Here is a 19,608-nt window from a genome sequence, read left to right as displayed (position 1 = left end):
CAATATGTCACTCCGCATTGAGGACTACGCACTGATCAGCGACTGCTACACAGGCGCTCTCGTCGGCAGTGACGGCAGCATCGACTGGTTGTGCATGCCGCGCTACGACTCGTTGTCCCAATTCGGCGCGCTCCTCGGGTCTGAGGAGCACGGGCGTTGGCTCCTCGCCCCCGCTGATGCTGCTGCTACGTCCACACGGCGGTATGACGGGGACACGATGATCCTCATCACGCACTGGACAACTGACACGGGGTCGGTGGAAGTCACCGACGTCATGCCCATGGACGACCGACGCGCCAACCTCATCCGCCGCGTGAAAGGCGTCACTGGCACAGTTCGGATGAAGCAGGACCTGCGATTCCGCTTCGGTCACGCCGCCACAGTCCCGTGGCTACGGAAAGACCACTCCGAACAGCCCGCCTCGATCATCGCCGTCGCCGGACCGGACTCGATTGTGGTCCGAGGTCCACTCCTTCACCCATCCGGGCACAGCCACGTCGGCGAATTCGACGTACAGGCCGGGAGCACCGTCGACTTGAGCCTGACCTGGTTTCCCGCGCACCGTGACACGCCGCCCGCCCCCGACGTCGACGCTGCAATGCTGCTCACACACGCCTGGTGGAAGACATGGGCGGGAGATTGCGACCACGAAGGGCCGTATCGGCCCGCCGTCGTCCGATCGCTCCTTCTTCTGCGCGCGCTAACCCATTTGCAAACCGGAGGCGTCGTCGCAGCAGCCACCACATCACTCCCCGAGAGCTTCGGTGGAGAACGCAACTGGGACTACCGCTACGTCTGGCTCCGGGACGCATCACTGGCGATCTCCGTCCTCCTCACCCACGGGTACAGCGACTATGTGAGCTCGTGGCGCGGGTGGTTACTCAGAGCCGTCGCCGGTGACCCCGCAGACCTGCAGATCATGTACGGCCTGTCGGGGGAGCGAAACCTCGCCGAGAGCATCATCACCACCCTGCCTGGCTACAAAGGAGCCGCCCCCGTTCGGATCGGCAACGGCGCATCCACCCAGTTCCAAGCCGACGTCATCGGCGAGGTCATGATCGCTCTCGACGACGCGCGACGCAGCGGCGTGCCGGACACACGCTTCTCCTGGGCGCTACAGCGTTCCCTCATCAAATACCTCGAGGACCACTGGCAGGACCCCGACCACGGCATCTGGGAGATCCGCGGGGAACAACAATCCTTCACACACTCCCGAGTGCTTGTCTGGGCCGCGTTCGACCGCGCAATCCACGCCGTCGAGGAGTACGGACTGGACGGCGACCTCACCCGATGGCGCATACTCCGCGAAACAGTGCGAGCTGACATCGACGAGAACGGGTTCGATGCTTCGCGAAACACGTACACGCAGACCTACACCGGCCCTGAAGTTGACGCCTCACTGCTGCAGCTCGCGCAGGTCGGCTACCTCGACTGGTCCGATCCGCGGATGCTCGGAACCGTTGCCGCCATCGAAGCGGACCTGCTCCGTGACGGCCTCGTCCTCCGCTACCGCACCGAAGCGGGGGTCGACGGGCTCCCCGGAGATGAACACCCCTTCCTCGCCTGCTCTTTCTGGCTGGTTGAGCAGTACGCGCGATCGGGTCGACCCGATGATGCCATCGAGCTCATGGACCGATTGGTGTCATACGCCAACGATGTGGGAATGCTCTCCGAGGAGTACGACGTAGCCGGCCAAACTCAAGCAGGCAACACTCCTCAAGCACTCACGCATCTCACGCTGGTTCGCGCCGCGGACGCCATCGCCGTGATGGCCCCGAATCCGGATCCACGCCTGTCCACCGCTGTGATGTGAACTAACGCTGAGGAGCACGTCGTGATCCAGTTCGAATCTGTCTCGAAGACCTACCCGGACGGCACCACTGCGGTAGCAGACGTGGACCTTACGATCCCCAGCAGATCCACGGTCGTGTTGGTGGGGTCGTCCGGATCGGGTAAGACAACCCTCCTCCGCATGGTCAACAGGATGATCGACCCGACCGCCGGACGGGTCCTCATCGACGGTGAAGACCTCGCCGCGACAGATCCAGTGCACCTGCGCAGGTCAATCGGATATGTCCTGCAATCCGGCGGACTCCTGCCACACCGAACCGTCGTCGAAAACATCTCCGTCGTACCCCGCCTGAACGGAGCATCCAAAGCAGAAGCGCGCACTCGTTCATTCGAAATGCTCGAACTGGTGGGCTTGGACCCGCAGCTAGCGCAGCGGTACCCGGCGCAACTCTCCGGCGGACAGCAACAGCGCGTCGGGGTGGCGCGCGCACTAGCGTCCAACCCGAACATCCTGCTGATGGACGAACCGTTCGGCGCTGTCGATCCGATCGTGCGACGCACCCTGCAACAGGAACTGATCGCTCTGAAACGAGAGCTCTCCAAGACCATCCTGTTCGTTACTCACGACATCGACGAAGCATTCGCACTCGCAGACGAGATTGTCATCATCAAGGCCGGCGGGGTCATCGCCCAACGGGGAACGCCCACCGAAATCCTCGCGCAACCTGCCGACGAGTTCGTCGCAGAGTTCGTGGGCGTCGACCGTCCGGAACGGCGCCTGCAACTTCACACTCGAAACGGTGTCGAACTGGTCCTCGACGCAGAAGGCCGGCCCATAGGAGCGCTGCAACGATGAAATGGCTCAGCCAGAACATCGACGGAGTCGTCCAGCTCTTCATCGTCCATCTCGCCCTGGCGATACCCGCAGTAGTCATCGGAGTGATGGTCGCCGTACCAATCGGATGGGCCGTACAGGGGCGAAGGTGGGCGCGCGAACCCTCCCTCGCCGTCGTCGGACTTTTGTACGCCATTCCCTCCCTACCGCTTTTCGTGTTGATCCCAGTGATCTTCGGGGTGGGGCTCAGGTCGGCCTGGAACGCCATCATCGTGCTGACCATCTATGCGACGGCGATCATGGTCCGCGCCTCGGCCGATGCCTTCACCTCCGTCCCAGAGCAAGTAAGACTCGCGGCGTCCGCAATCGGCTACTCGTCCCTCGGGCGGTTCTGGGCAGTCGACCTGCCTCTTGCGGTGCCTGGACTTGTCGCAGGCCTGCGGGTCGTCGTCGTCAGTACGGTGAGCCTGGTCACCGTGTCGTCAGTCATCGGCATCAGCAGCCTCGGCACGCTTTTCACGGACGGGTTCCAACGAGGGATCGTCGCTGAAGTCATCACGGGCATCTGCCTGGTTGTACTCATTGGCGTCCTCCTCGATGGGCTGTGCGTGCTCACCGGCCGAGCGGTGGCCCCATGGGCGCGCCGCCGGAAGGCTGCGTGATGGGACTCATCGCTCAGGCACTTCAATGGCTCGCGGACCCCGCATCGTGGAGCGGCGACGGCGGAATATGGGCGCGGCTGGCCGAGCATCTCGCGATCACCATCGCGGTGGTTCTCATTTCAGCGGTCATTACGATCCCCGTAGGCGTCCTGGTTGGGCATCGACGTCGAGGGACTTTCGGCGTCGCTCTCGTCGCGGGAGCTGCCCGGGCTGTTCCGACTCTCGGCCTGCTGACCCTGCTCGGCCTGGCCGTCGGCATAGGGCTGGTCGCTCCGATGATCGCCCTCATCGTCTTGGCCGCCCCATCCATTCTGGCCGGCACCTATTCGGGTGTAATGGCCGTCAGCAGCGAAGTCGTCGATGGTGCCCGCGCTCAAGGTATGTCCGAGCTGCAGATCGTTTTCGGCATAGAGATCCCCTTGGCTGCACCGTCATTGCTCGGCGGTATTCGCTCCGCCACCCTCCAAGTTGTCGCCACCGCCACCCTCGCCGCCTACGTGGCTGATGCGGGTCTCGGTCGATACATCTTCATGGGATTGAAGACCCGCAACTACGCCGAGCTGATTGCCGGCTCCCTACTGGTGGTCACACTCGCCCTTCTTCTCGACGGCATCTTCGTCCTGATTCAGAAACGATTCTCGTTCCGATCGAACGCCACCCGGCATCACCTCACCGAAAGAACATCATGACGAAACCAAGCTGTCGGCACCTCACAGCTCTCCTGACCCTGACGACAACGGGCGTCCTCCTCGCTGGTTGTGCAACCGGCAACCTCGATGGCAATTCGAGCGGATCGGACAGCGTCATCGTCGTCGGATCTCAGGACTACTACTCGAACGAAATCCTTGCCGAGATCTACGCACAAGCGCTCGAAGCCGGTGGATTCGCAGTAGAACGCGACCTGCGAATCGGGCAACGCGAGGTGTACGTTCCCGAGATCGAGAGCGGAGCCATCGACCTCTTCCCCGAATACACAGGCCCGCTCCTCCAGGTCTGGGAACCTGACACACCAGCTCGACTCGACGCCGACGTCTACGACGCACTTGTGGACGCTGCTCCGGCGGGCGTGCGCGTCCTCGACGAGTCCGCGGCAACCGACCAAGACGCCTTCGTGGTCACGGAGGAGTTCGCCGAACAGTGGGGGCTCACCACAATCAACGACCTCTCCAAGGTCACCGAACCACTAACGCTCGGTGCCAACTCCGAAGCAGAAACGCGTCCATTCGGACCCGCCGGACTCGAGGCAACCTACGGGGTCGACGTGGCATTCACGCCGATCGAAGACGGCGGCGGACCCCTGACCGTGAAAGCACTGCGCGACGGCACCATCCAGCTCGCGGTCATCTACACCGCCGATCCGTCCATCGAGGAGAACAACCTTGTCGCACTCGAAGACACCGAAGGTCTGTTCTTGGCTTCCCACGTCGTTCCCGTCGCCAGCGACGCTCTCGATAAGAAGGCCACCGCCATTGTCAACGCAGTGAGTGCCGCGCTATCCGCCGATGGCTTGGTGGCGCTGAACGCGGAAAGCGTAAACGAACAGGCGTCGGCCGCGAGCATCGCAAAGGACTGGTTGGAGGAAAATCCGTTGCCCTAGGGGTCAAATGGATCCCCCGACCGTGTCAGGATCCGCCTCAACTGGACCGGTGTGTGCCATGATCGTGGAACCGCAGACCAGGGGGAGAAGTGGGCAGGCTCAAAGCCGGATTGACAGCGTCCATCGCGGTGTCGGTGATGATCGCAGCGGCCGGGTGTGTTCCCTCGGCTCCTTCAATCGCTCCGGCGCCATCCGCATCCGTACCCGCACCCGCGCCCCGGAGTGCCAATCGGCCGGATCCCGTGGCGATGGAGGAAGCCCACTTCACAGCAACGGCCAGTAGCGATGATGGCGCACTCTCAGTCCCGATTGCGATCGACGTGGTTGACGGCAAGGGCAATGTCAGCGTCGGGCAGCTCCAAAGCGATGACGACGCCACCTTCACGGTATATCTTCTCGCCTCGGAGGCCGTGATCCTCGCGAGCGGTGACGTCGGATTGAGCGCCGACGGCCGCATGGCCGTGACTGAGGTTGGTTCTTCTATCGGTGCGCAAACGGTAGACCTGCCGGAGTGGGTTTCGGCGGGAATCTACTCATTCACCTCTGTCGCGCTCTTCGACGACGCGACCCTGACGGACGTCGCCGTATCGAGTCTGAACCAACAACCAGGGATCTCGGGATGAGGACAAGCGCCTGAACGCTCACCACGGGAACGAGTGTTTCAGTGTCGTCCACGGTCCCGCGGACGAACACGAATCCGGTCACCACCGGAAGCATGAACGCCAGCACCAGCGATGTGATGACCGCCTCATCGAGGTACGCCCCGAGCTCTGGCGTCGAGCTGCACCGTGTCAGCGCCGCCAGCGGCGTCGGTCACCGGGGACCCTGTCGTTCAGGTGGTCGTGATCCTGCGGTGGCGTGGTGGCCGTGTCGGCCAATAAGAACGAGCTCCGCCCGTCTCAGTTTCCCGGGCGCTCGTCCTCGTTCAGGAGGAGCGAGATCTTGATTTCTTGGCCGCGACGATAGCTCTGGAGCGCTTGTGTGGCGACGAACATTAGCCGACCGAGAAGCACGAGCAGTGTGATCGTCCCGAGCGTCATCAGGACGAGGAACGCGATATACGGGATGGTGAACCAGTCGACGGTGTACATGCCCCGAACCTATGGGTGCCAGCTCCGCCATGGACGGCAACGCGCCGCAGCAGAGGTGGGGCTACGTTCCGCGAGTGCCAGCAGAGGTTCGTACGCAGCTGGATGGAAAAGGGCCGAGCGCAAAGGATCGGCTTCCGGACGTCTGCGAGAGATCGGTCGCCGGGCGCAGCGTTCGGGCGCTTTCAGGTTCAGCCGTCGAATACCTCGCCGCTCGCAAAGGCCGCATCTGCAGGCATCAACTCGACGAGGGCTGGCGGACAATGATCGAATGTGGTCCGACCCACGGAGGGCATCGCTCCCGCGGAGAACTCGGCTTCCATCCGGTAGCAGGTGAATACCTGGCTTGGACCGTCGTAGTTGCGGCCCCAGTCGGTCGGGACATCGGGACGAGGTCCGGAAGCTTTGAAGACGGAGAGCCCGGCGGTGTTGTAGGTCGACGTGAGGTCGTAGAGAACGACGCCACCTTCCTTGAGATGGAGTTCGGATGCTGATTGCGTGGAGCCGCCCCAGCGTTCGCCTCGAAGCGACTTCAGGTAGCTGATGGGTTCGTACACGGATGGGTAGAAGAGGCTCGAGCTCAACGGATCCTCGTAGGACGCGATCTGTCTCCACAAAACGCCATCGATTCCGCTGTCGTAGCCGTGATACTCGGTGCGACAGCCGGAGAGTGAGAGCGCAATCCCGGCCGAGACCATGCCGAGCGCCCATATGCGCCTGCTCCGAAGTGTCACTTGGTTAGCTTCTCACCATCGCAGGGGCGGCACAGAGCCTGTGGCTACCCTTGATATGCCGCACTCCGAGACGGTCCGGTGTGAATGCATTGGTCTCCCTGCAAGGAGGCCTGGTTTTTGGCGCGTCGCGATATTCGTATCTATGTTCGACTCATGAGATGGCACCCAATCCTTGCGGCGAGCGAACCCGAGCCGGGGGTATGGGTGCTGATCGATGCGCAGGATCACGAGTACGGCCGCGTTACTGTCGTGCGAGTCAACGGCGATGTTCGCTTCCGCGCCGAGTTCCGAGGCGTGCTCATCGGACACGGGATGACCCTCCGGCGTGCGTGCGAACGGGTGCACTACGAGTTCATTCGAAGCCACGGACCCGCGCCGTTCCAGGGGTACCCGGACTTCAAGCCCAAGTAGCGCGGCGTGTGAATAACGTCCGGCTGTCGAGATCCATTCGGCCTATGGCCGAGAGATGGCCGCCTCTACGGCCAAGTCACATGTTGTTCCTCGTTGGGGATCCTGTGCGGTCGATTTTGGTCGGCTCAGCCTACGACGTAGGAATGATCGAAGAGCGTGTGCCGCCTCAGGAGTACTCTCGGCCCATGAGTCGCAGGCACTGGTTGTGGCAGAATCTGTCTGCTCGTTGACGGCGCAGGAAACAACGACACGGCGGCATGCAGCGGCGGCAGTGGGGCGGGATGGACGGACCCGAAGGCTTCGCGTTCGAGGCGCGAACCGCTGATGCGCCACTGCCCGACGAGGGATATCGAAGCTGACTGAGACGGTGGCCGTCAACGCGAGTAGGAATCAACCTTCGGCCGAGACGGTGACCGTCGATGGTGCGGTTGCATGATGCTGGAACCGGTCGGCGACTGGGTTCCGCCTGCGGTCGAGCTCGCCGGTCCGAGTCTCGACGAGGTCGTACAGGCCCATCGTGAGCAGGTGGTCAGCTTTCGGATTGGTGCTGTGCCTGTAGGTCCACTCGTACATGTCGAAGAGAGGCCACCACGTGAAACCGACAACGGGGACGTTTTGAGCACGCAGATCGTGAAGCGTCGCGACCGATTCGTCCATCCATGCCATCCGCGCCTCCACCGACCCCGTCACACACGTTTCCGTGAGCATCACCGGAGCGCCGTATCGTTCTGCGTATGTCGTGAGAACGTCGCGCAGACCGTCGGACCCGGCGTCGAATGCAGGTCTTGGATCGGCGAAACCTCCGCTGTGGTGGATTCCGGTCTCAAAAACCTCTGTCGAGTGCAGCGGGTAGTAATTCACCCCCATCACGTCAGGGTGCACGGCATTTCGGATGAACCAGTCCAATCGGTTGTCGGTGATGCCGCCTTGGCGGAGCTGCGCGATCAGCGGATGCCTGTCGTCGACGTTCCCGGTGACGAGATCCTCGACCAGGAAGGTCTGATGGCGTAGCCGCGCCACCGTGTCTCGATGCTCGGGAACGTCGACGTCACCGACGAATCTCATGCCAGCGTCGACGTGAACGAAGCTGGCTTTGTCTCCGAGTTCCCGTGCGATCGCCTGCTGGCTGAGTACCATTCCCTCCGCGAGGGAGGCTGCGATCGTCGCGAAGCCGGTGGGGCCTTCGTAGTACGGCGGCCAGTATGCGTATTCGCCGGAGAACAAGGAATGGATGATCGGTTCGTTGACGGGGGTGTAGTCCGTTGCGACATCTCCGTAGCGTTCAGCCATCCTCTGGGCGAACTCAGCTATGTGCTTCGGGTAGTCGGGACTGGCGAACTGGTCATCCAGCCAGAGCGGGGTCCCGTAGTGGAGCAGGTCGACAATCGGCCGGAGCTCGAGTTGGCGGAAGCGGTCCATAGCCTGGTCGACCCACGACCACTCCCAGGTTCCAGGAGACGGCGCCACCCGGTACCACGGCACTCCCCACCGGAGGAGATCGGCACCGACCTCCTTTGCAAGGGCGAGGTCGCCGTGAACCTTCTCGTAGTGCTGGGTGAGGTCATACTCGTCGATCGGGCGTTCGCCACTGCGGCTTTGAGGGACGAAGGTGTCCTCGATGCCGAGCGCGAAGTTCAGCCGTCCGGTCTCGAACCATTTCATTGCGTGCTCGTCTCGTTGTGAAGCGGAAGGGGAGTGGCCGGAAGCGACGGGGCCAACGGGCATCACTTGAGTCCGGTGCTTGCGACGCTCTCGATGAACCGGCGTTGCACGAAGAGGAAGATCACGAGTAGCGGAAGGACAGCGACCAGCGCGCCGGCCATCATCACGCCTTGCGGGATGATGCCGCCAGGTCCCGTGAGTAGCGTGAGTCCGGAGGTGATTGTTCCCATGTCCTGGTCGGTGGTGAACACAAGCGGCCAGAGAAGGTCGTTCCAGTTGTTCACGAAGGTGAACACGCCGAGCGTCAGCAGCGCTGGAACCGCATTCGGCAGGACCACACTGCGGAATACCCTCCACTCGGACGCTCCGTCAATGCGGGCAGCGTTGTCGAGATCGCGGGGGAGGGAAAGGAAGAACTGTCGGAGGAAGAAGATTCCGAAGGCGTCTGCTGCTCTGGGGACGATGAGCCCCCAGAATGTGTTCACCCACCCCAGCTGCGCGACCAGTTGGTAGATCGGGATCAGCGTCGCCTGGAACGGGATCATCAGAGTGGCGATGATGACGATGAGCAACACTTTCGATCCGCGGAAGTCGAGGCGGGCGAGGGCGTAAGCGGCCATCGAGTCGAAGACCAGTGCTGCGATCGTGACGCCGCCGGCGAACACGAAGCTGTTGACGATGAGCCTTCCGAACGGCAGCTCCGAGAAGATCGCTTGGAAGTTGTCGAGCGTCCACTGTTGCGGAAAGAGAGTTGGCGGGTAGGCGTTGACTTCGGATGCTGGTTTGAAGGCGGTCAGCGCGATGATGATCACCGGAAGCATGATCGCGCCCGTCACAACTAGGAACGCTGCGAAGAATAACCAGCGACCAGGGTCTGGCCGTCGTGTCGTGGTGCGCGATCGGGTCAGGGTTCGGCTGGTGGTGATGGCGGTCATGAGGCGGTGTCCTCTCCGCGCTTTCCGAAGAACAGGAACTGCACGAGGCTGAGCAGCAGGGTCACGATCAGGAGCACGTAGGACAAGGCTGACGCGAATCCGAGCTCGAGGTCTTTGAATCCGGACTGGTAGATCTGCATCACGATGGTCTCTGTGCTTTGGTAGGGTCCCCCGCCGGTCAGCACATAGATCTGATCGAACGCTTGAAGCGCTGCGATCAGAGCGACGATGACGACGAAAGCCATCGTGTTGCTGAGCAGGGGGAATGTGATGTTGGTGAAGCGTTTCCAGCCTGTGGCGCCGTCCAGCTGAGCGGCTTCGTAAATGCTTGTTGGGATCTCCTGCAGCCCGGCGAGGAAGATCACCATGTAGAAGCCGAAGCTTTTCCACACGGCGACGAGGACAACTGTGGGCATGGCCAAGGTGGGATCCTGCAGCACATTTCCGATCCGGATGCCGACCCCTTGAAGCCAGTAGTTGAGCAGGCCGATCTGCGGGTCGAGCAGGTAGGACCATGCGAACGCCGCGACCGCCAGGGAGACGATGAACGGGAGGAAGAGGGTGGACCGGAAGAACCCGGCGAAGGGAAGTCGCGGGCTATTCACGATGAGCGCAAGGATGAGCGCGACGACGATGGCGACCGGGGTGAACAGGACCGCGTACAAGGCGGTGTTGCCCATCGCTCGGACGGTGTTCGTGTCGGTGAAGACGCGCACGTAGTTGTCGAGACCCACGTAGGAGGTGTCGCCGAAGCCGCTGGCGTCGGTGAACGAGAGCTGCAGCGCTGAGATCATCGGCCATCCAACGAATACGGCGAGGACGATGAGGGCCGGGGCGAGGAAACCGACGACAGCTGCTCTCCGGCTGAACGAGACGTTCAAGGGGGTGCGGCCGCCGAGCTGTCCGGGCGGCCTGTAGGCGCGACGTCGCGGGAGGTTCTGGGTGGTCATGCTGTCTCCGTTGCGTGCGGGGGCTCCATTGTGGAACCCCCGCACGGCTGGTCGATGGGGCGGTCGAGTCGTAGAAGGCTTACTTCGACAATGCTTCTTCGATGCTTGCCTGAGCGTCCTTGAGAAGGGCGGCGGGGTCTCCGCCGGCGACCGCCTTTTGTGTTGCGGTGTCCATGGCGGTGAGGACGTCAGCGCTGTTCACGACCCCGGGGAGCAGCGGCAGCGTTCCGGGTGCGATTTCGGTGAGGCTGGCGACGGTTGCGTTCGAGCTGACATCAGCTGCAGACACGTCGGTGCGCAGCGGCGGCCAGCCGGACCCGAGCGACCAGGTCGTTGCGGTGGCCTTGTCGTTGAAGTATGCGAGGAACTGCTTTGCCGCCTTCTGTTTGGCATCATCGCCCTGATCCGTGACTGCGAGGGAGATGCCGATCGCGGTCGACGCCTGCGCTTCTGGACCGGCCGGGATTGCAGCCAGCCCGTAGTCGATGCCTGATGCGGTCGCGACCCCTGCCATCCACGGACCGCCGATTTCCATCGCCGCTTTGCCCGCGGTGAAGAGCTCGTCGGATCCGATGCCGTCGACGCCGGCAGGGGAGATCTTGTCGTTCCGAATCGCGTCAGCCCAGTACGTCAGTGTTTCGACGTTCTCGGGGGAGTCGATGGTCGCTTCGGTGCCGTCCTCGCTTGTCACCGAACCTCCGCCGCCTGCGAACAGACTCGGCCAGATTCCGTTGCCGACTGTGGCATGGTCGGGGAGGACCAGGCCGTACTGTTCGGGTGTTCCGTCGCTGTTCGCGTCGACAGTCAGCTTCTTCGAGACGTCAACCCATTCCTCCCAGGTAGTGGGAAACGCTGTGACGCCAGCGTCAGCGAAGAGTTTCTTGTTGTAGATCACGGATAGTGGCACGAAACCGCTGGGAACTCCGAATTTCGCGCCGTTCACAGTCTCCATGTCGACAGCTTCGGGCTTCAATGCGTCGGTGTTGCTTTTCGGGTCGGCGTAGAAGTCGTCGAGGTTGACGAGGGCCTTCTTGGTCGCGTAGACAGGCAGACGGTCCGCGGTCATGGCTACCAGGTCCGGACCGTTCTTGGATGAGAGCGCTGGCAGCAGGGTGTCATCGATGACGGCCCAGGTCTTCGTCTGGCTCTTGATGGTGATGTCGTCCTGAGACGCGTTGAATTCCTCAACAATCTTGTCGAGTACCCCGCCATCCGCTTCGGTGTAGCCATGCCAGAAGGTCAATGAGACCTTTCCGGCGGGGTCGTCGCCGGTGGCCGGGGCGCATCCGGTGAGCCCAGCTGCCACAACGGCGGCAGCTGCGGCGGCTCCGATCAGCTTCTTCATTGAATACCTGCAATCTGCCTCGACGTCATCGTTCGAGTGCGCTGGAGTGGTAACTGAATGGTGCGTTTACATCGATGTAAAGATAACGCTCATTTTCATCGATGTAAACCCCGGGATCAAACCGTTACATCGCTCTCGGGACGGAGTAGTCAGGCGACCAAGACGCCAGCGGACGACTCACGCTCGACCAACGTGAATCCGACCTCGACGACGCGAGGGCGGTCGCGCTCGTTGCCCTCGATCTGATCGATCAGCAGATCGAGGGCGATTCTCGCGATGTCATCGCGGCGAGGTGATACAGAGGTCAGGGATGGTGTTGCGTAGGCACTATCCTCGATGTCGTCAAACCCCACAACGCTCACGTCGTAGGGGATTCGACGACCAGCCCGCTGAAGTGCGTGCATCGCCCCGAGAGCCAATGCGTCGTTGAAACACACAATGGCATCGAATTCGGCGCCTGACGCTATGAGTCGCTCGACTGCCTCGACCCCGTTCGTTCGGTGCCACACCGGAGCGGAGACGATGAGGCCCGGCTCCGGCGTGATTCCGTGGCTGCGTAGGGCCTCCATGTACCCCCGGAGCCGCGATGCCCCGGTGCCCACTGGTCCCTCAGGGTTTGCACCAATTGCAGCGATCCGTGTGCGCCCGAGATCCAGAAGATGCTCCGTCGCGCCCCGCATCGCCGCCTCATTCGCCATCGTCACATGGTCGGCGATACTCCCATCAACGGGGTCGCCCAAGATCACCAGAGGGAACTCGCTCTCTAGGTGTTCTGCGTCGTCTGCTGCGAACGACAGCGGGCTGTAGATGAGCCCATCGATCGAGTGCTTGCGCATTGCGGCGGCCGTGCTCACTTCGGTGACATCGTCAGCGATGGTTTGCTCGATCAACACTGCGTAATTGCGTTCACCCGCAAATCGGATGACGGAATCGGCCAGTTCGGCGAAGTAGGCCTGGCTCAACTCGGGCAGTGCAAGACCGATGACGCGGGTCCGACCGACGCGGAGGTTGCGCGCCGACACGTTGATCTCATAACCCAGCTCCGCAACGGCGGCCAGCACCCGCTCCCGCATCTGTGGTGAGACGTGCTCATAGCCCGACAGCACGTTCGACACTGTCTTCGCGGATACCCCAGCGAGACCAGCGACATCCTGCATAGTCGCCGAGGATCGAGTGAACCGAGTCAACTTTTTCCCTTTCGCGAATCAGGGGCATGCGCTCAGCCCTCGACAGGACCATAACGCATCGAGGGGGGAGGCGCGTCGGCGTTCTCGTTCCGCTCCCGGGCTACGGGTGCATATCCGATCGGTAGTGCATTCATGCCCGTAGCCTCGTCCTCGAGGTCTCCGACGGCTACAACACTCCCACTGCCCGTTGACCGACCCACTTGCGGGTGCCCCCTGCCTATGCCGGCGTTGATTACGACTTCTACTGGCCACACCTCGGCAGTCCCGAGCGGGAGCAAAGGGCACGTCCGCCGCTTCGGAGTGTTCAGGTAGATTGCCGGAGGTCTGTGTCTGCCGGGCGCCGAGGCACCGGATTTACTGGGTCTCCAACCCGTCGAAGGATTAATGCCACAGAATGGCCGATTCCGCCGAGGTCTCTACTTCCGGTGCGCCATCCTTCCGCGAGCATGGTGTCCTCGAGAGTAGATATGGCCGCTCAGGAGAGGAACTGAGATGGAAACGACGATCGTGAACGCACGAGTCTTCGACGGGATCGATCGCCCGGTCTGGACCTCGGTCAGGTTCGCTGACGGCATCATCACTGAATGCGCTGCCTCATCTGCAGCGATCGAGGGTGACGTGGTCATCGACGCGGGCGGGGCCACTCTTCTTCCGGGACTTATCGACTCCCATGTGCACCTGGTTCCCGGCGCCCAAGTCCACTCGCTGAATGCTGGCGTCACCACTGTCGCCGATATGTTCAGCACGCCCGACGTCCTACAGGCCGCCATGGCGCAAGCCCGCTCACGAGTTGATGTCGCTGACGTCATCTCGTCCGGTATCGGTGCCACTTCCCCGAAGGGGCACCCAACAGCGATGTATCCGCCGTTCCCGACGGTGACATCCCCCGAAGAGGCGGACCGGTTCGTCGACGAACGCATCGGCGAGGGTTCCGATTTCCTCAAAGTATTCTCAGGCATTGACGGTCGCGGGCCGTCGCTCGATGCCGAAACCATCACCGCCCTCGTCACCGCAGCGCACACCCGCGGTCTCGTTGTCGTCGCTCATGTGAATACTGTGCGGGACGTGCACCAAGTCGTAGAAGCCGGGGTCGATGTGGTGGCTCATGTCCCCGTGGACGCCGACCTCGACGCGGGGCTCATCGAACGAATGGTCGCCGCTGGTGTTGCAGTCGGTCCGACCCTGGTCACACGCGAGAACCTCCTTCGCGGACCCAGCGGAGCAGCATCGCACCGCAGTGGCGAAGTATGGTTCGCGCGAGCTCGCCGCAACGTGCGACGTCTCGCTGAAGCGGGAGTTGTGCTGCTGGCTGGCACCGACGCCCCAAATCCCGGCACCCCCTTCGGAACCAGCTTGTTCCGGGAGCTGGAACTCCTCGTAGAGTGCGGACTCAGCCCGACACAGGCATTGGCCGCAGCGACGAGCGAGCCGGCGCGGGTATTCAGGCTCTCCGATCGCGGTCGAGTGGATGTCGGTAGGCGAGCGGACCTGATACTCGTCGACGGTGATCCCACGTCGAACCTCGACGCCATGCGATCCATCACACGCATCTGGCGCGCGGGAGTGCCCTACACCCCGCGCCCTTTCGTTCCCACGCCACCCGAAGTACAGCAGCTCGAAGCGTTCGACGGCAGGGTCGCCAAGGCCGTCGCTGTCATCCGCAACCGGCGCTTCTGAAACCTCACGCACACGGTCGTTGTGCTTCAAACCACGATGATTTCCATGCCCGCTGAGGGATCCCTCAGCGGGCGCACGCACACAAGTGCACTTACCTCGGCACGGACGAACAGAGGGTCAGTTTCGCCGCAGCGGGATTTGGACTGTGATCCTGCCGCCGCCGCCCGATGGGTTCGGCGCTATGCCGACGGATCCGCCGAGGCGGGTGGCGACATCGGATACCAGTGCCAGGCCGAGTCCGTAGTGACGCTGGCCGGACGGCTCGGTTTCGACAGGACGAGAAGTGGCGAATCGCTCGAATGCGCGGCCGACCAGTTCAGGGGGGAAGCCCGGACCGTCGTCCGCAACCGTGAGGACGGCGTCCCTTCCGGAAGTCGTCGCCGTGATCGTCACCCGGCGGCGCGCATGGTCGAGCGCGTTGGCCAGCAGTGCGACCAGCATGCGCTGAAGCGCGGCCCGGGCGCCCGAGATCACCACGGGTGCGGCATCCGGGACCTCGAGCTCGATTCCCCGGTCCATTGACTCCGTTGTGAACGTGGCAGCCACCTCCCGGATGCTCGCAATCAGGTCGATGTCCTCGAAGTTGTTCACCTCACGCGGGTCTGCGGCAATGAGTAGGTCCTCCAGGGTGGCTGTGAGATCGCGTGCGTCCTGCACGATCTCCTCGAGCCCCGCGCCAAGGGTGCCGCTCTCCTCGGAGGGCGGCACTCGACGCCTCAACATCTGCGCCCGTGTGCTGAGCAGGGTGAGCGGTGTGCGCAGCTCATGGCTGGCGTCGGCGACGAAACGGCGTTGAAGGGAGAGGGCGTCGGCGAGGGGACGGATGGCGCGTCGGGCCATCCACGTGGCGGCGACTGCACTCACCACGAGCGCTGCCACTCCGGCGGCGACCAAGGCGGTGAGGAGGCGTGACAGCTCCTCCCGTGCCTCGTGTTCGTCGACGGCGACCTGCACCAGGCGTCCGTGGTCGAGGGTCGTGAGCACGCGGAAGGTATGTCCATCGGCGGACACCTCGGAACTGAGCGCCTGGCCGCTTGCATCCACCTGCTCGAGCGCCGCTGTGTCTGGTAGCCCATCTGGACTCTCGCGTGACGACCGAGTCGGGTCTCCGTCATCGTCGATGATTGTGACCCACACTCCCGACGGCAGGTCCCGAGGGGAGTCGACCTGCGCAGCATCGTGTAATGTGCGGTCGAGCGACTCATCGGCGCTGCGACTCACGAGGCCGTAGACGAGGGCACCGAGCACGAGGAACAGCACGGCGATCAGGGCCGTGAACTGCATTGCGAGTCTGCGAACGGCCCGGCGCAACTCTCGGTCGTCGGTCGTGCTCATCGCGTCACTCCGATGCGGTAACCGATACCGCGAACCGTCAGGATCACATCAGGTCCGAGCTTGCGCCGCAGGTAGTGCACGTAGGTGTCGACAACGCCGAGATCATCGGCATCCGGGAACACGTCGTCGAGCAGATCGGCGCGCTCGAACACCTGGTTCGGCCGTCGGGCGAGCTTCTCGAGCAGGTCGCTCTCTCGTTCCGAGAGCATGATGCTCCCCGCACCGTCGAGGGTGACCAGGCGGCTGTCGGCGTCGAAGTGTCCACCCGGAACGACGAGCACTGGCGAGGTCGGTGCGCGACGCCGCAGAAGGGCTCGGATGCGCGCCAGAAGCTCGCCGATGTCGAAGGGCTTCGATAGGTAGTCTTCGGCCCCGCGGTCGAGTCCTTCGACACGGTCGGCCGGGTTGCCGAGGGCGGACAGCACGAGCGCCGGCGTCGCGACGCCGCTCGCCCGGAGCTTGTCGAGCACGTCGAGGCCCTCGATCACCGGGAGACCGCGGTCGAGCAACAACAGATCGAAGGGAGAGGTGAGGCCCTCGTGCAGCGCGCGTTGTCCGTCGCGGGCGACGACGACACCGTATCCCTCTCCCTCGAGCAGTTCTCTGAGCATCCCGGCGAGACGACCATCGTCCTCCACCACCAGGATGCGCGCGGGCTCGGTCATTCTCGAAGTCTAGGCAGCGTGCTGCGAGATGAGGCGACGCAGCCGCGGGGTCACGTCGAGCGCGCCCTGTTGATCGACGGTGAGCACGTCGACGTCCCAGCGGTCGGTGACGGCATCTCGGGTGACCCGTCCACCCGAGAGGATGGCCGTCGCGAGCACATCGGCCGTGACGATGTCGGATGCTGTGACGGTGACCTGACAGAAGTCGTCAGAACCGTGCCTCCAGACGTGTTCGCCGCGCTCGGCCGTGCCCGAGGTGGCGATCGCGGGCCGTGTCGGGTCGAGCTCAACGCTGCAGAGCAGGGAGCGGTGATCGTCGGGGTCGATGATCCCGACGGCCCATGGCTTCGCTGCAGCATCCGCGTGCCCGATGACGACGCCGTCGCCACCGATCGAGATGAGGGCATCGACGATGCCGTATGCCACCACGAGGTCGAGTGCTCGCTGGATGGCCTGCGCCTTGACGATGCCGGAGAGGTCGATGACGCCGTCGGTGCGATGTGGATCGAAGGCGTCGGAGGTGGCGATCTTCCAGTCGATGGCTGACGCGTAGGCCTGGAGGAACTCGGGGGACGCATCCGTCATCGCGAGATCGCGGCGGGCGATGCGACTGATCTCGCTGGCGGGCCGATAGAGGCTGAACCGCGCCTCGATGTGGTCGAGGGCGCCGCGGATCGCCGACAGGAGGGCTGCGTCGGGACGTGCCGACGCGAATGCGAGGCTCGCGACGGTTCCCATCGTGTCGAAGTGCTCGCGATGCATGTCAGAGCCCCGCCTGGTCGATTGCCGACTGCAGGGAGGTGAGGTACGCCTCGCTCGTGTAGGTGGCTCCCGAGACCATCTGCACGGAGGCGGACTGCGCCGACAGCACCTCTTCACGGAGCACGGGCGCCGCACGATTGCTGATCTGCACTGAGCGGCCGTCTGCATCCGTGAGGTGCAGGGCCGAGACATCGGTGATGGAGCCGTTCGCGACGGTGATCTGCACCTGCACGTCGCCGAAGCGGGTGCCCTCGACCGATCCCGCGAAGGTCCCGGATGCCGCGGCCGGGGCCTGGGCCGTCCCCGTGTCGGTGGTGCTCCCACCGGAGGCCGAGGCTCCGGCTCCCGTGCTCATCGTGCCGGAGGTGCCAGAGCCCGTCGTTCCGCTCGCTGTAACCGCGGCCGACGTCGGGGAGCCGACGTGGGTCTGGGTGCCGATCTGCCAGCTGATGACCAGCACGGCGGATGCCGACAGGACGCTCGCTGCGACTGCTCGTCTTCTCACCAGTCGAACCTCTCCACATGGATCTGCTCATCGCGCAGGCCGGCGGCCTGTGCGTTCGCGACCACCAGATCCGACCAGGCCTGCGGCCCGCAGACGTAGAGGTCGGAGGTGGTCAGGTCGGGGAACGCGCTCTGGAGCGTTACTCCGCGGCGATAGTCGTCGGCGGACATCCAGGTGTCGACGTTCGACGGGCGGTGCCCGATCATCGTGTACGCCTGTCCGCGTGACGCCGTGGCGAGGGCGATCGTCTCGTCCCAGAGGGACTTCTGGTTCTCGTCGGTTCCCCGCAGGAGCAGCGTCGCCTCGCCGGGTGCGAGCCGGGAGTGTTCGAGGAGGGCCCGCGCCGGGGTGATGCCGATGCCGGCCGCGATGATCGCCAGATGAGGAGACGTGCGGGTGACGTCGGTGAACACGCCGTAGGGTCCCTCGATCGAGACGGGGGTACCGGGACGAAGCCGCGCGAGGCGTGCCGTTCCCGAGCCGAGTTCGCGGACGGTGATGCGAGCCGAGGTGGCCGTCGGCACAGCCGAGAACGAGATCGGGTGGGCGTGCCACCATGTGCCGGCGCTCCAGAACCGCCAGATGGCGTACTGGCCACCGTTGATGCGAAGCCGGTCGAGGTTGCGTCCTGTGAGGTGGATCGAGGCGACGCCCGGGGCGACCTGCTCGATTCCGGCGACACGGATGCGGTGTCGGGACGATCGCACGATCGGAACGGCGAAGCGGAACCAGGCGATGGCCGCGAAGGCGCCGACATAGAGGGCGATCCAGTAAATGCGCTGCCAGGTCCCGTCGGCGAGCACCCCGCCCACGCTGAACTGGTGCGGCACCGCGACCAGCACGGCAACGTAGCTGACCAGGTGAATGGCATGCCAAGCCTCGTAGGGAAACCTGCGGCGCACGGCGATGAGAGAGCTCACGACGACGACGATCAGCAGGCCGAGGCCGAGATAGGCGATCGCCATGTCGGGTGTCGTGAACAGTGTGACGGTCTCAGCGATCACGTTCTGGCCGTCGGCGATGGCCCAGCCCACCGTGAGGAGGACGAAGTGCGCGAGCAGCAGGTCGAGGGCCGGCTTGCCGAGTCGGCGATGGAACGCCATCGCCGCGTCCTGACCGACGGCACGATCGATGAGTGGGATGCGGGCTGCGATCAGCAGCATCACGAGGATGAGGTTCGTGCCGACCAATCCCGCGACGATCCCCACAGCGTCGACGAGGGTCGACAGGCTCGACACGGAGGTGAAGCCTCCGTACGCCAGATAGAGGCCGACGGAGAGGGCCGCCGACGTCCAGAACGCGATGAGGAGGAGGTCAGCGGCACGCAGCCTTCTGCGTGTGCGGATGCGGCGGTCGCGTTCGAGGCCGGGGTTCCAGCGGTTGATCGCTCGTGTCGTGGTGGTTGTCATCATCTCTCCCCTCGTCTTCCTCAAGAATGACGACCGTTTCTTCCAGCTTTCTTAGCCG

General features: G+C 63.7%; 20 protein-coding genes. 8 read left to right on the top strand and 12 right to left on the bottom strand.

The window, feature by feature from the left end:
* Positions 1-4 precede the first annotated feature (4 nt).
* From ASC59_RS08430 to ASC59_RS08405, 6 genes are all read left to right on the top strand, one after another.
* Positions 5-1,813: a glycoside hydrolase family 15 protein gene (locus ASC59_RS08430; protein WP_055820782.1), complete on the top strand. Its 1,809-nt coding sequence runs from the start codon at positions 5-7 to the stop codon at positions 1,811-1,813.
* Positions 1,814-1,834: 21 nt separating this feature from the next.
* The gene (locus tag ASC59_RS08425; protein ID WP_055820779.1) at positions 1,835-2,647 is read left to right on the top strand and encodes an ABC transporter ATP-binding protein; all 813 of its coding nucleotides are present in this window, start codon (positions 1,835-1,837) and stop codon (positions 2,645-2,647) included.
* On the top strand, positions 2,644-3,288 hold the full coding sequence (locus tag ASC59_RS08420) for an ABC transporter permease (RefSeq protein ID WP_055820776.1): 645 nt from the start codon (positions 2,644-2,646) through the stop codon (positions 3,286-3,288). The genes ASC59_RS08425 and ASC59_RS08420 overlap by 4 nt, the downstream gene beginning before the upstream one ends.
* Positions 3,288-3,977, top strand: coding sequence for an ABC transporter permease (locus ASC59_RS08415; protein WP_055823058.1), 690 nt, complete (start codon positions 3,288-3,290; stop codon positions 3,975-3,977). Before ASC59_RS08420 ends, ASC59_RS08415 begins: the two co-directional genes overlap by 1 nt.
* Entirely contained in the window at positions 3,974-4,885 is a 912-nt protein-coding gene (locus ASC59_RS08410; RefSeq protein WP_055820773.1) for an ABC transporter substrate-binding protein, read from the top strand. Before ASC59_RS08415 ends, ASC59_RS08410 begins: the two co-directional genes overlap by 4 nt.
* 242 nt (positions 4,886-5,127) lie before the next feature.
* Positions 5,128-5,508 carry a hypothetical protein gene (locus tag ASC59_RS08405; protein ID WP_157487964.1) on the top strand — a complete coding sequence of 127 codons (381 nt, stop codon included), beginning with the start codon at positions 5,128-5,130 and terminating at the stop codon, positions 5,506-5,508.
* Positions 5,509-5,784: 276 nt separating this feature from the next.
* On the opposite strand, the gene ASC59_RS08400 is transcribed toward ASC59_RS08405, so the two are convergent.
* The gene (locus ASC59_RS08400; protein WP_055820767.1) at positions 5,785-5,976 is read right to left on the bottom strand and encodes a hypothetical protein; all 192 of its coding nucleotides are present in this window, start codon (positions 5,974-5,976) and stop codon (positions 5,785-5,787) included.
* Positions 5,977-6,164: 188 nt separating this feature from the next.
* Positions 6,165-6,671: a hypothetical protein gene (locus ASC59_RS08395; RefSeq protein ID WP_157487963.1), complete on the bottom strand. Its 507-nt coding sequence runs from the start codon at positions 6,669-6,671 to the stop codon at positions 6,165-6,167.
* 189 nt (positions 6,672-6,860) lie between these two features.
* Between ASC59_RS08395 and ASC59_RS08390 the strand changes: the two genes are divergently transcribed.
* Positions 6,861-7,118: a hypothetical protein gene (locus tag ASC59_RS08390; protein ID WP_055823055.1), complete on the top strand. Its 258-nt coding sequence runs from the start codon at positions 6,861-6,863 to the stop codon at positions 7,116-7,118.
* A gap of 390 nt (positions 7,119-7,508) precedes the next feature.
* Here ASC59_RS08390 and ASC59_RS08385 read toward each other — a convergent pair whose 3' ends face one another.
* From ASC59_RS08385 to ASC59_RS08365, 5 genes are all read right to left on the bottom strand, one after another.
* Positions 7,509-8,780, bottom strand: coding sequence for a family 1 glycosylhydrolase (locus ASC59_RS08385; RefSeq protein ID WP_235492633.1), 1,272 nt, complete (start codon positions 8,778-8,780; stop codon positions 7,509-7,511).
* Between the two features lie 62 nt (positions 8,781-8,842).
* Positions 8,843-9,715, bottom strand: a complete 873-nt coding sequence (locus ASC59_RS08380) for a carbohydrate ABC transporter permease (protein WP_055820757.1) — start codon at positions 9,713-9,715, stop codon at positions 8,843-8,845.
* Positions 9,712-10,665 (bottom strand): carbohydrate ABC transporter permease, encoded by a 954-nt coding sequence (locus tag ASC59_RS08375; protein WP_055820754.1) that lies wholly within the window; start codon positions 10,663-10,665, stop codon positions 9,712-9,714. Before ASC59_RS08375 ends, ASC59_RS08380 begins: the two co-directional genes overlap by 4 nt.
* A gap of 79 nt (positions 10,666-10,744) precedes the next feature.
* Entirely contained in the window at positions 10,745-12,010 is a 1,266-nt protein-coding gene (locus ASC59_RS08370) for an ABC transporter substrate-binding protein (protein ID WP_055820751.1), read from the bottom strand.
* A gap of 149 nt (positions 12,011-12,159) precedes the next feature.
* A complete protein-coding gene (locus tag ASC59_RS08365) occupies positions 12,160-13,167 on the bottom strand; it encodes a LacI family DNA-binding transcriptional regulator (protein ID WP_055820747.1) in 1,008 nt (335 codons plus the stop codon).
* Positions 13,168-13,689: 522 nt separating this feature from the next.
* Here ASC59_RS08365 and ASC59_RS08360 point away from each other — a divergent pair.
* The gene (locus ASC59_RS08360) at positions 13,690-14,874 is read left to right on the top strand and encodes an amidohydrolase family protein (RefSeq protein WP_055820743.1); all 1,185 of its coding nucleotides are present in this window, start codon (positions 13,690-13,692) and stop codon (positions 14,872-14,874) included.
* Between the two features lie 117 nt (positions 14,875-14,991).
* On the opposite strand, the gene ASC59_RS08355 is transcribed toward ASC59_RS08360, so the two are convergent.
* Genes ASC59_RS08355 through ASC59_RS08335 form a run of 5 tightly spaced genes read right to left on the bottom strand, consistent with a single transcriptional unit; the run spans position 14,992 to position 19,553 of the window.
* A complete protein-coding gene (locus ASC59_RS08355; protein ID WP_055820740.1) occupies positions 14,992-16,209 on the bottom strand; it encodes a sensor histidine kinase in 1,218 nt (405 codons plus the stop codon).
* A complete protein-coding gene (locus ASC59_RS08350) occupies positions 16,206-16,874 on the bottom strand; it encodes a response regulator transcription factor (protein WP_200942354.1) in 669 nt (222 codons plus the stop codon). Before ASC59_RS08350 ends, ASC59_RS08355 begins: the two co-directional genes overlap by 4 nt.
* Positions 16,875-16,883: 9 nt before the next feature.
* Complete coding sequence (locus tag ASC59_RS08345) at positions 16,884-17,636, bottom strand: FAD:protein FMN transferase (protein WP_235492631.1); 753 nt, start codon at positions 17,634-17,636, stop codon at positions 16,884-16,886.
* A 1-nt stretch (position 17,637) separates the two neighbouring features.
* Entirely contained in the window at positions 17,638-18,141 is a 504-nt protein-coding gene (locus tag ASC59_RS08340; RefSeq protein ID WP_055820737.1) for an FMN-binding protein, read from the bottom strand.
* Positions 18,138-19,553, bottom strand: a complete 1,416-nt coding sequence (locus ASC59_RS08335) for a ferredoxin reductase family protein (protein ID WP_055820733.1) — start codon at positions 19,551-19,553, stop codon at positions 18,138-18,140. Before ASC59_RS08335 ends, ASC59_RS08340 begins: the two co-directional genes overlap by 4 nt.
* Between the last annotated feature and the right edge of the window lie 55 nt (positions 19,554-19,608).

The sequence above is a fragment of the Leifsonia sp. Root1293 genome, assembly GCF_001425325.1.
Taxonomy (GTDB): Bacteria; Actinomycetota; Actinomycetes; order Actinomycetales; family Microbacteriaceae; genus Orlajensenia.
The sequence above is the reverse complement of the archived record's forward strand: the minus strand, read 5'-3'. Positions and strand labels throughout refer to the sequence as shown.

Bases quoted from the DNA above. Each gene is read 5' to 3' on its own strand.
- ASC59_RS08420 (WP_055820776.1), top strand. From the start codon at position 2,644: ATGAAATGGCTCAGCCAGAACATCGACGGAGTCGTCCAGCTCTTCATC.
- ASC59_RS08355 (WP_055820740.1), bottom strand. From the start codon at position 16,209: ATGAGCACGACCGACGACCGAGAGTTGCGCCGGGCCGTTCGCAGACTC.
- ASC59_RS08350 (WP_200942354.1), bottom strand. From the start codon at position 16,874: ATGACCGAGCCCGCGCGCATCCTGGTGGTGGAGGACGATGGTCGTCTC.
- ASC59_RS08415 (WP_055823058.1), top strand. From the start codon at position 3,288: ATGGGACTCATCGCTCAGGCACTTCAATGGCTCGCGGACCCCGCATCG.
- ASC59_RS08375 (WP_055820754.1), bottom strand. From the start codon at position 10,665: ATGACCACCCAGAACCTCCCGCGACGTCGCGCCTACAGGCCGCCCGGA.
- ASC59_RS08390 (WP_055823055.1), top strand. From the start codon at position 6,861: ATGAGATGGCACCCAATCCTTGCGGCGAGCGAACCCGAGCCGGGGGTA.
- ASC59_RS08395 (WP_157487963.1), bottom strand. From the start codon at position 6,671: ATGGTCTCGGCCGGGATTGCGCTCTCACTCTCCGGCTGTCGCACCGAG.
- ASC59_RS08335 (WP_055820733.1), bottom strand. From the start codon at position 19,553: ATGATGACAACCACCACGACACGAGCGATCAACCGCTGGAACCCCGGC.
- ASC59_RS08365 (WP_055820747.1), bottom strand. From the start codon at position 13,167: ATGCAGGATGTCGCTGGTCTCGCTGGGGTATCCGCGAAGACAGTGTCG.
- ASC59_RS08380 (WP_055820757.1), bottom strand. From the start codon at position 9,715: ATGACCGCCATCACCACCAGCCGAACCCTGACCCGATCGCGCACCACG.
- ASC59_RS08370 (WP_055820751.1), bottom strand. From the start codon at position 12,010: ATGAAGAAGCTGATCGGAGCCGCCGCAGCTGCCGCCGTTGTGGCAGCT.
- ASC59_RS08360 (WP_055820743.1), top strand. From the start codon at position 13,690: ATGGAAACGACGATCGTGAACGCACGAGTCTTCGACGGGATCGATCGC.
- ASC59_RS08385 (WP_235492633.1), bottom strand. From the start codon at position 8,780: ATGAAATGGTTCGAGACCGGACGGCTGAACTTCGCGCTCGGCATCGAG.
- ASC59_RS08430 (WP_055820782.1), top strand. From the start codon at position 5: ATGTCACTCCGCATTGAGGACTACGCACTGATCAGCGACTGCTACACA.
- ASC59_RS08410 (WP_055820773.1), top strand. From the start codon at position 3,974: ATGACGAAACCAAGCTGTCGGCACCTCACAGCTCTCCTGACCCTGACG.
- ASC59_RS08400 (WP_055820767.1), bottom strand. From the start codon at position 5,976: ATGTACACCGTCGACTGGTTCACCATCCCGTATATCGCGTTCCTCGTC.
- ASC59_RS08345 (WP_235492631.1), bottom strand. From the start codon at position 17,636: ATGCATCGCGAGCACTTCGACACGATGGGAACCGTCGCGAGCCTCGCA.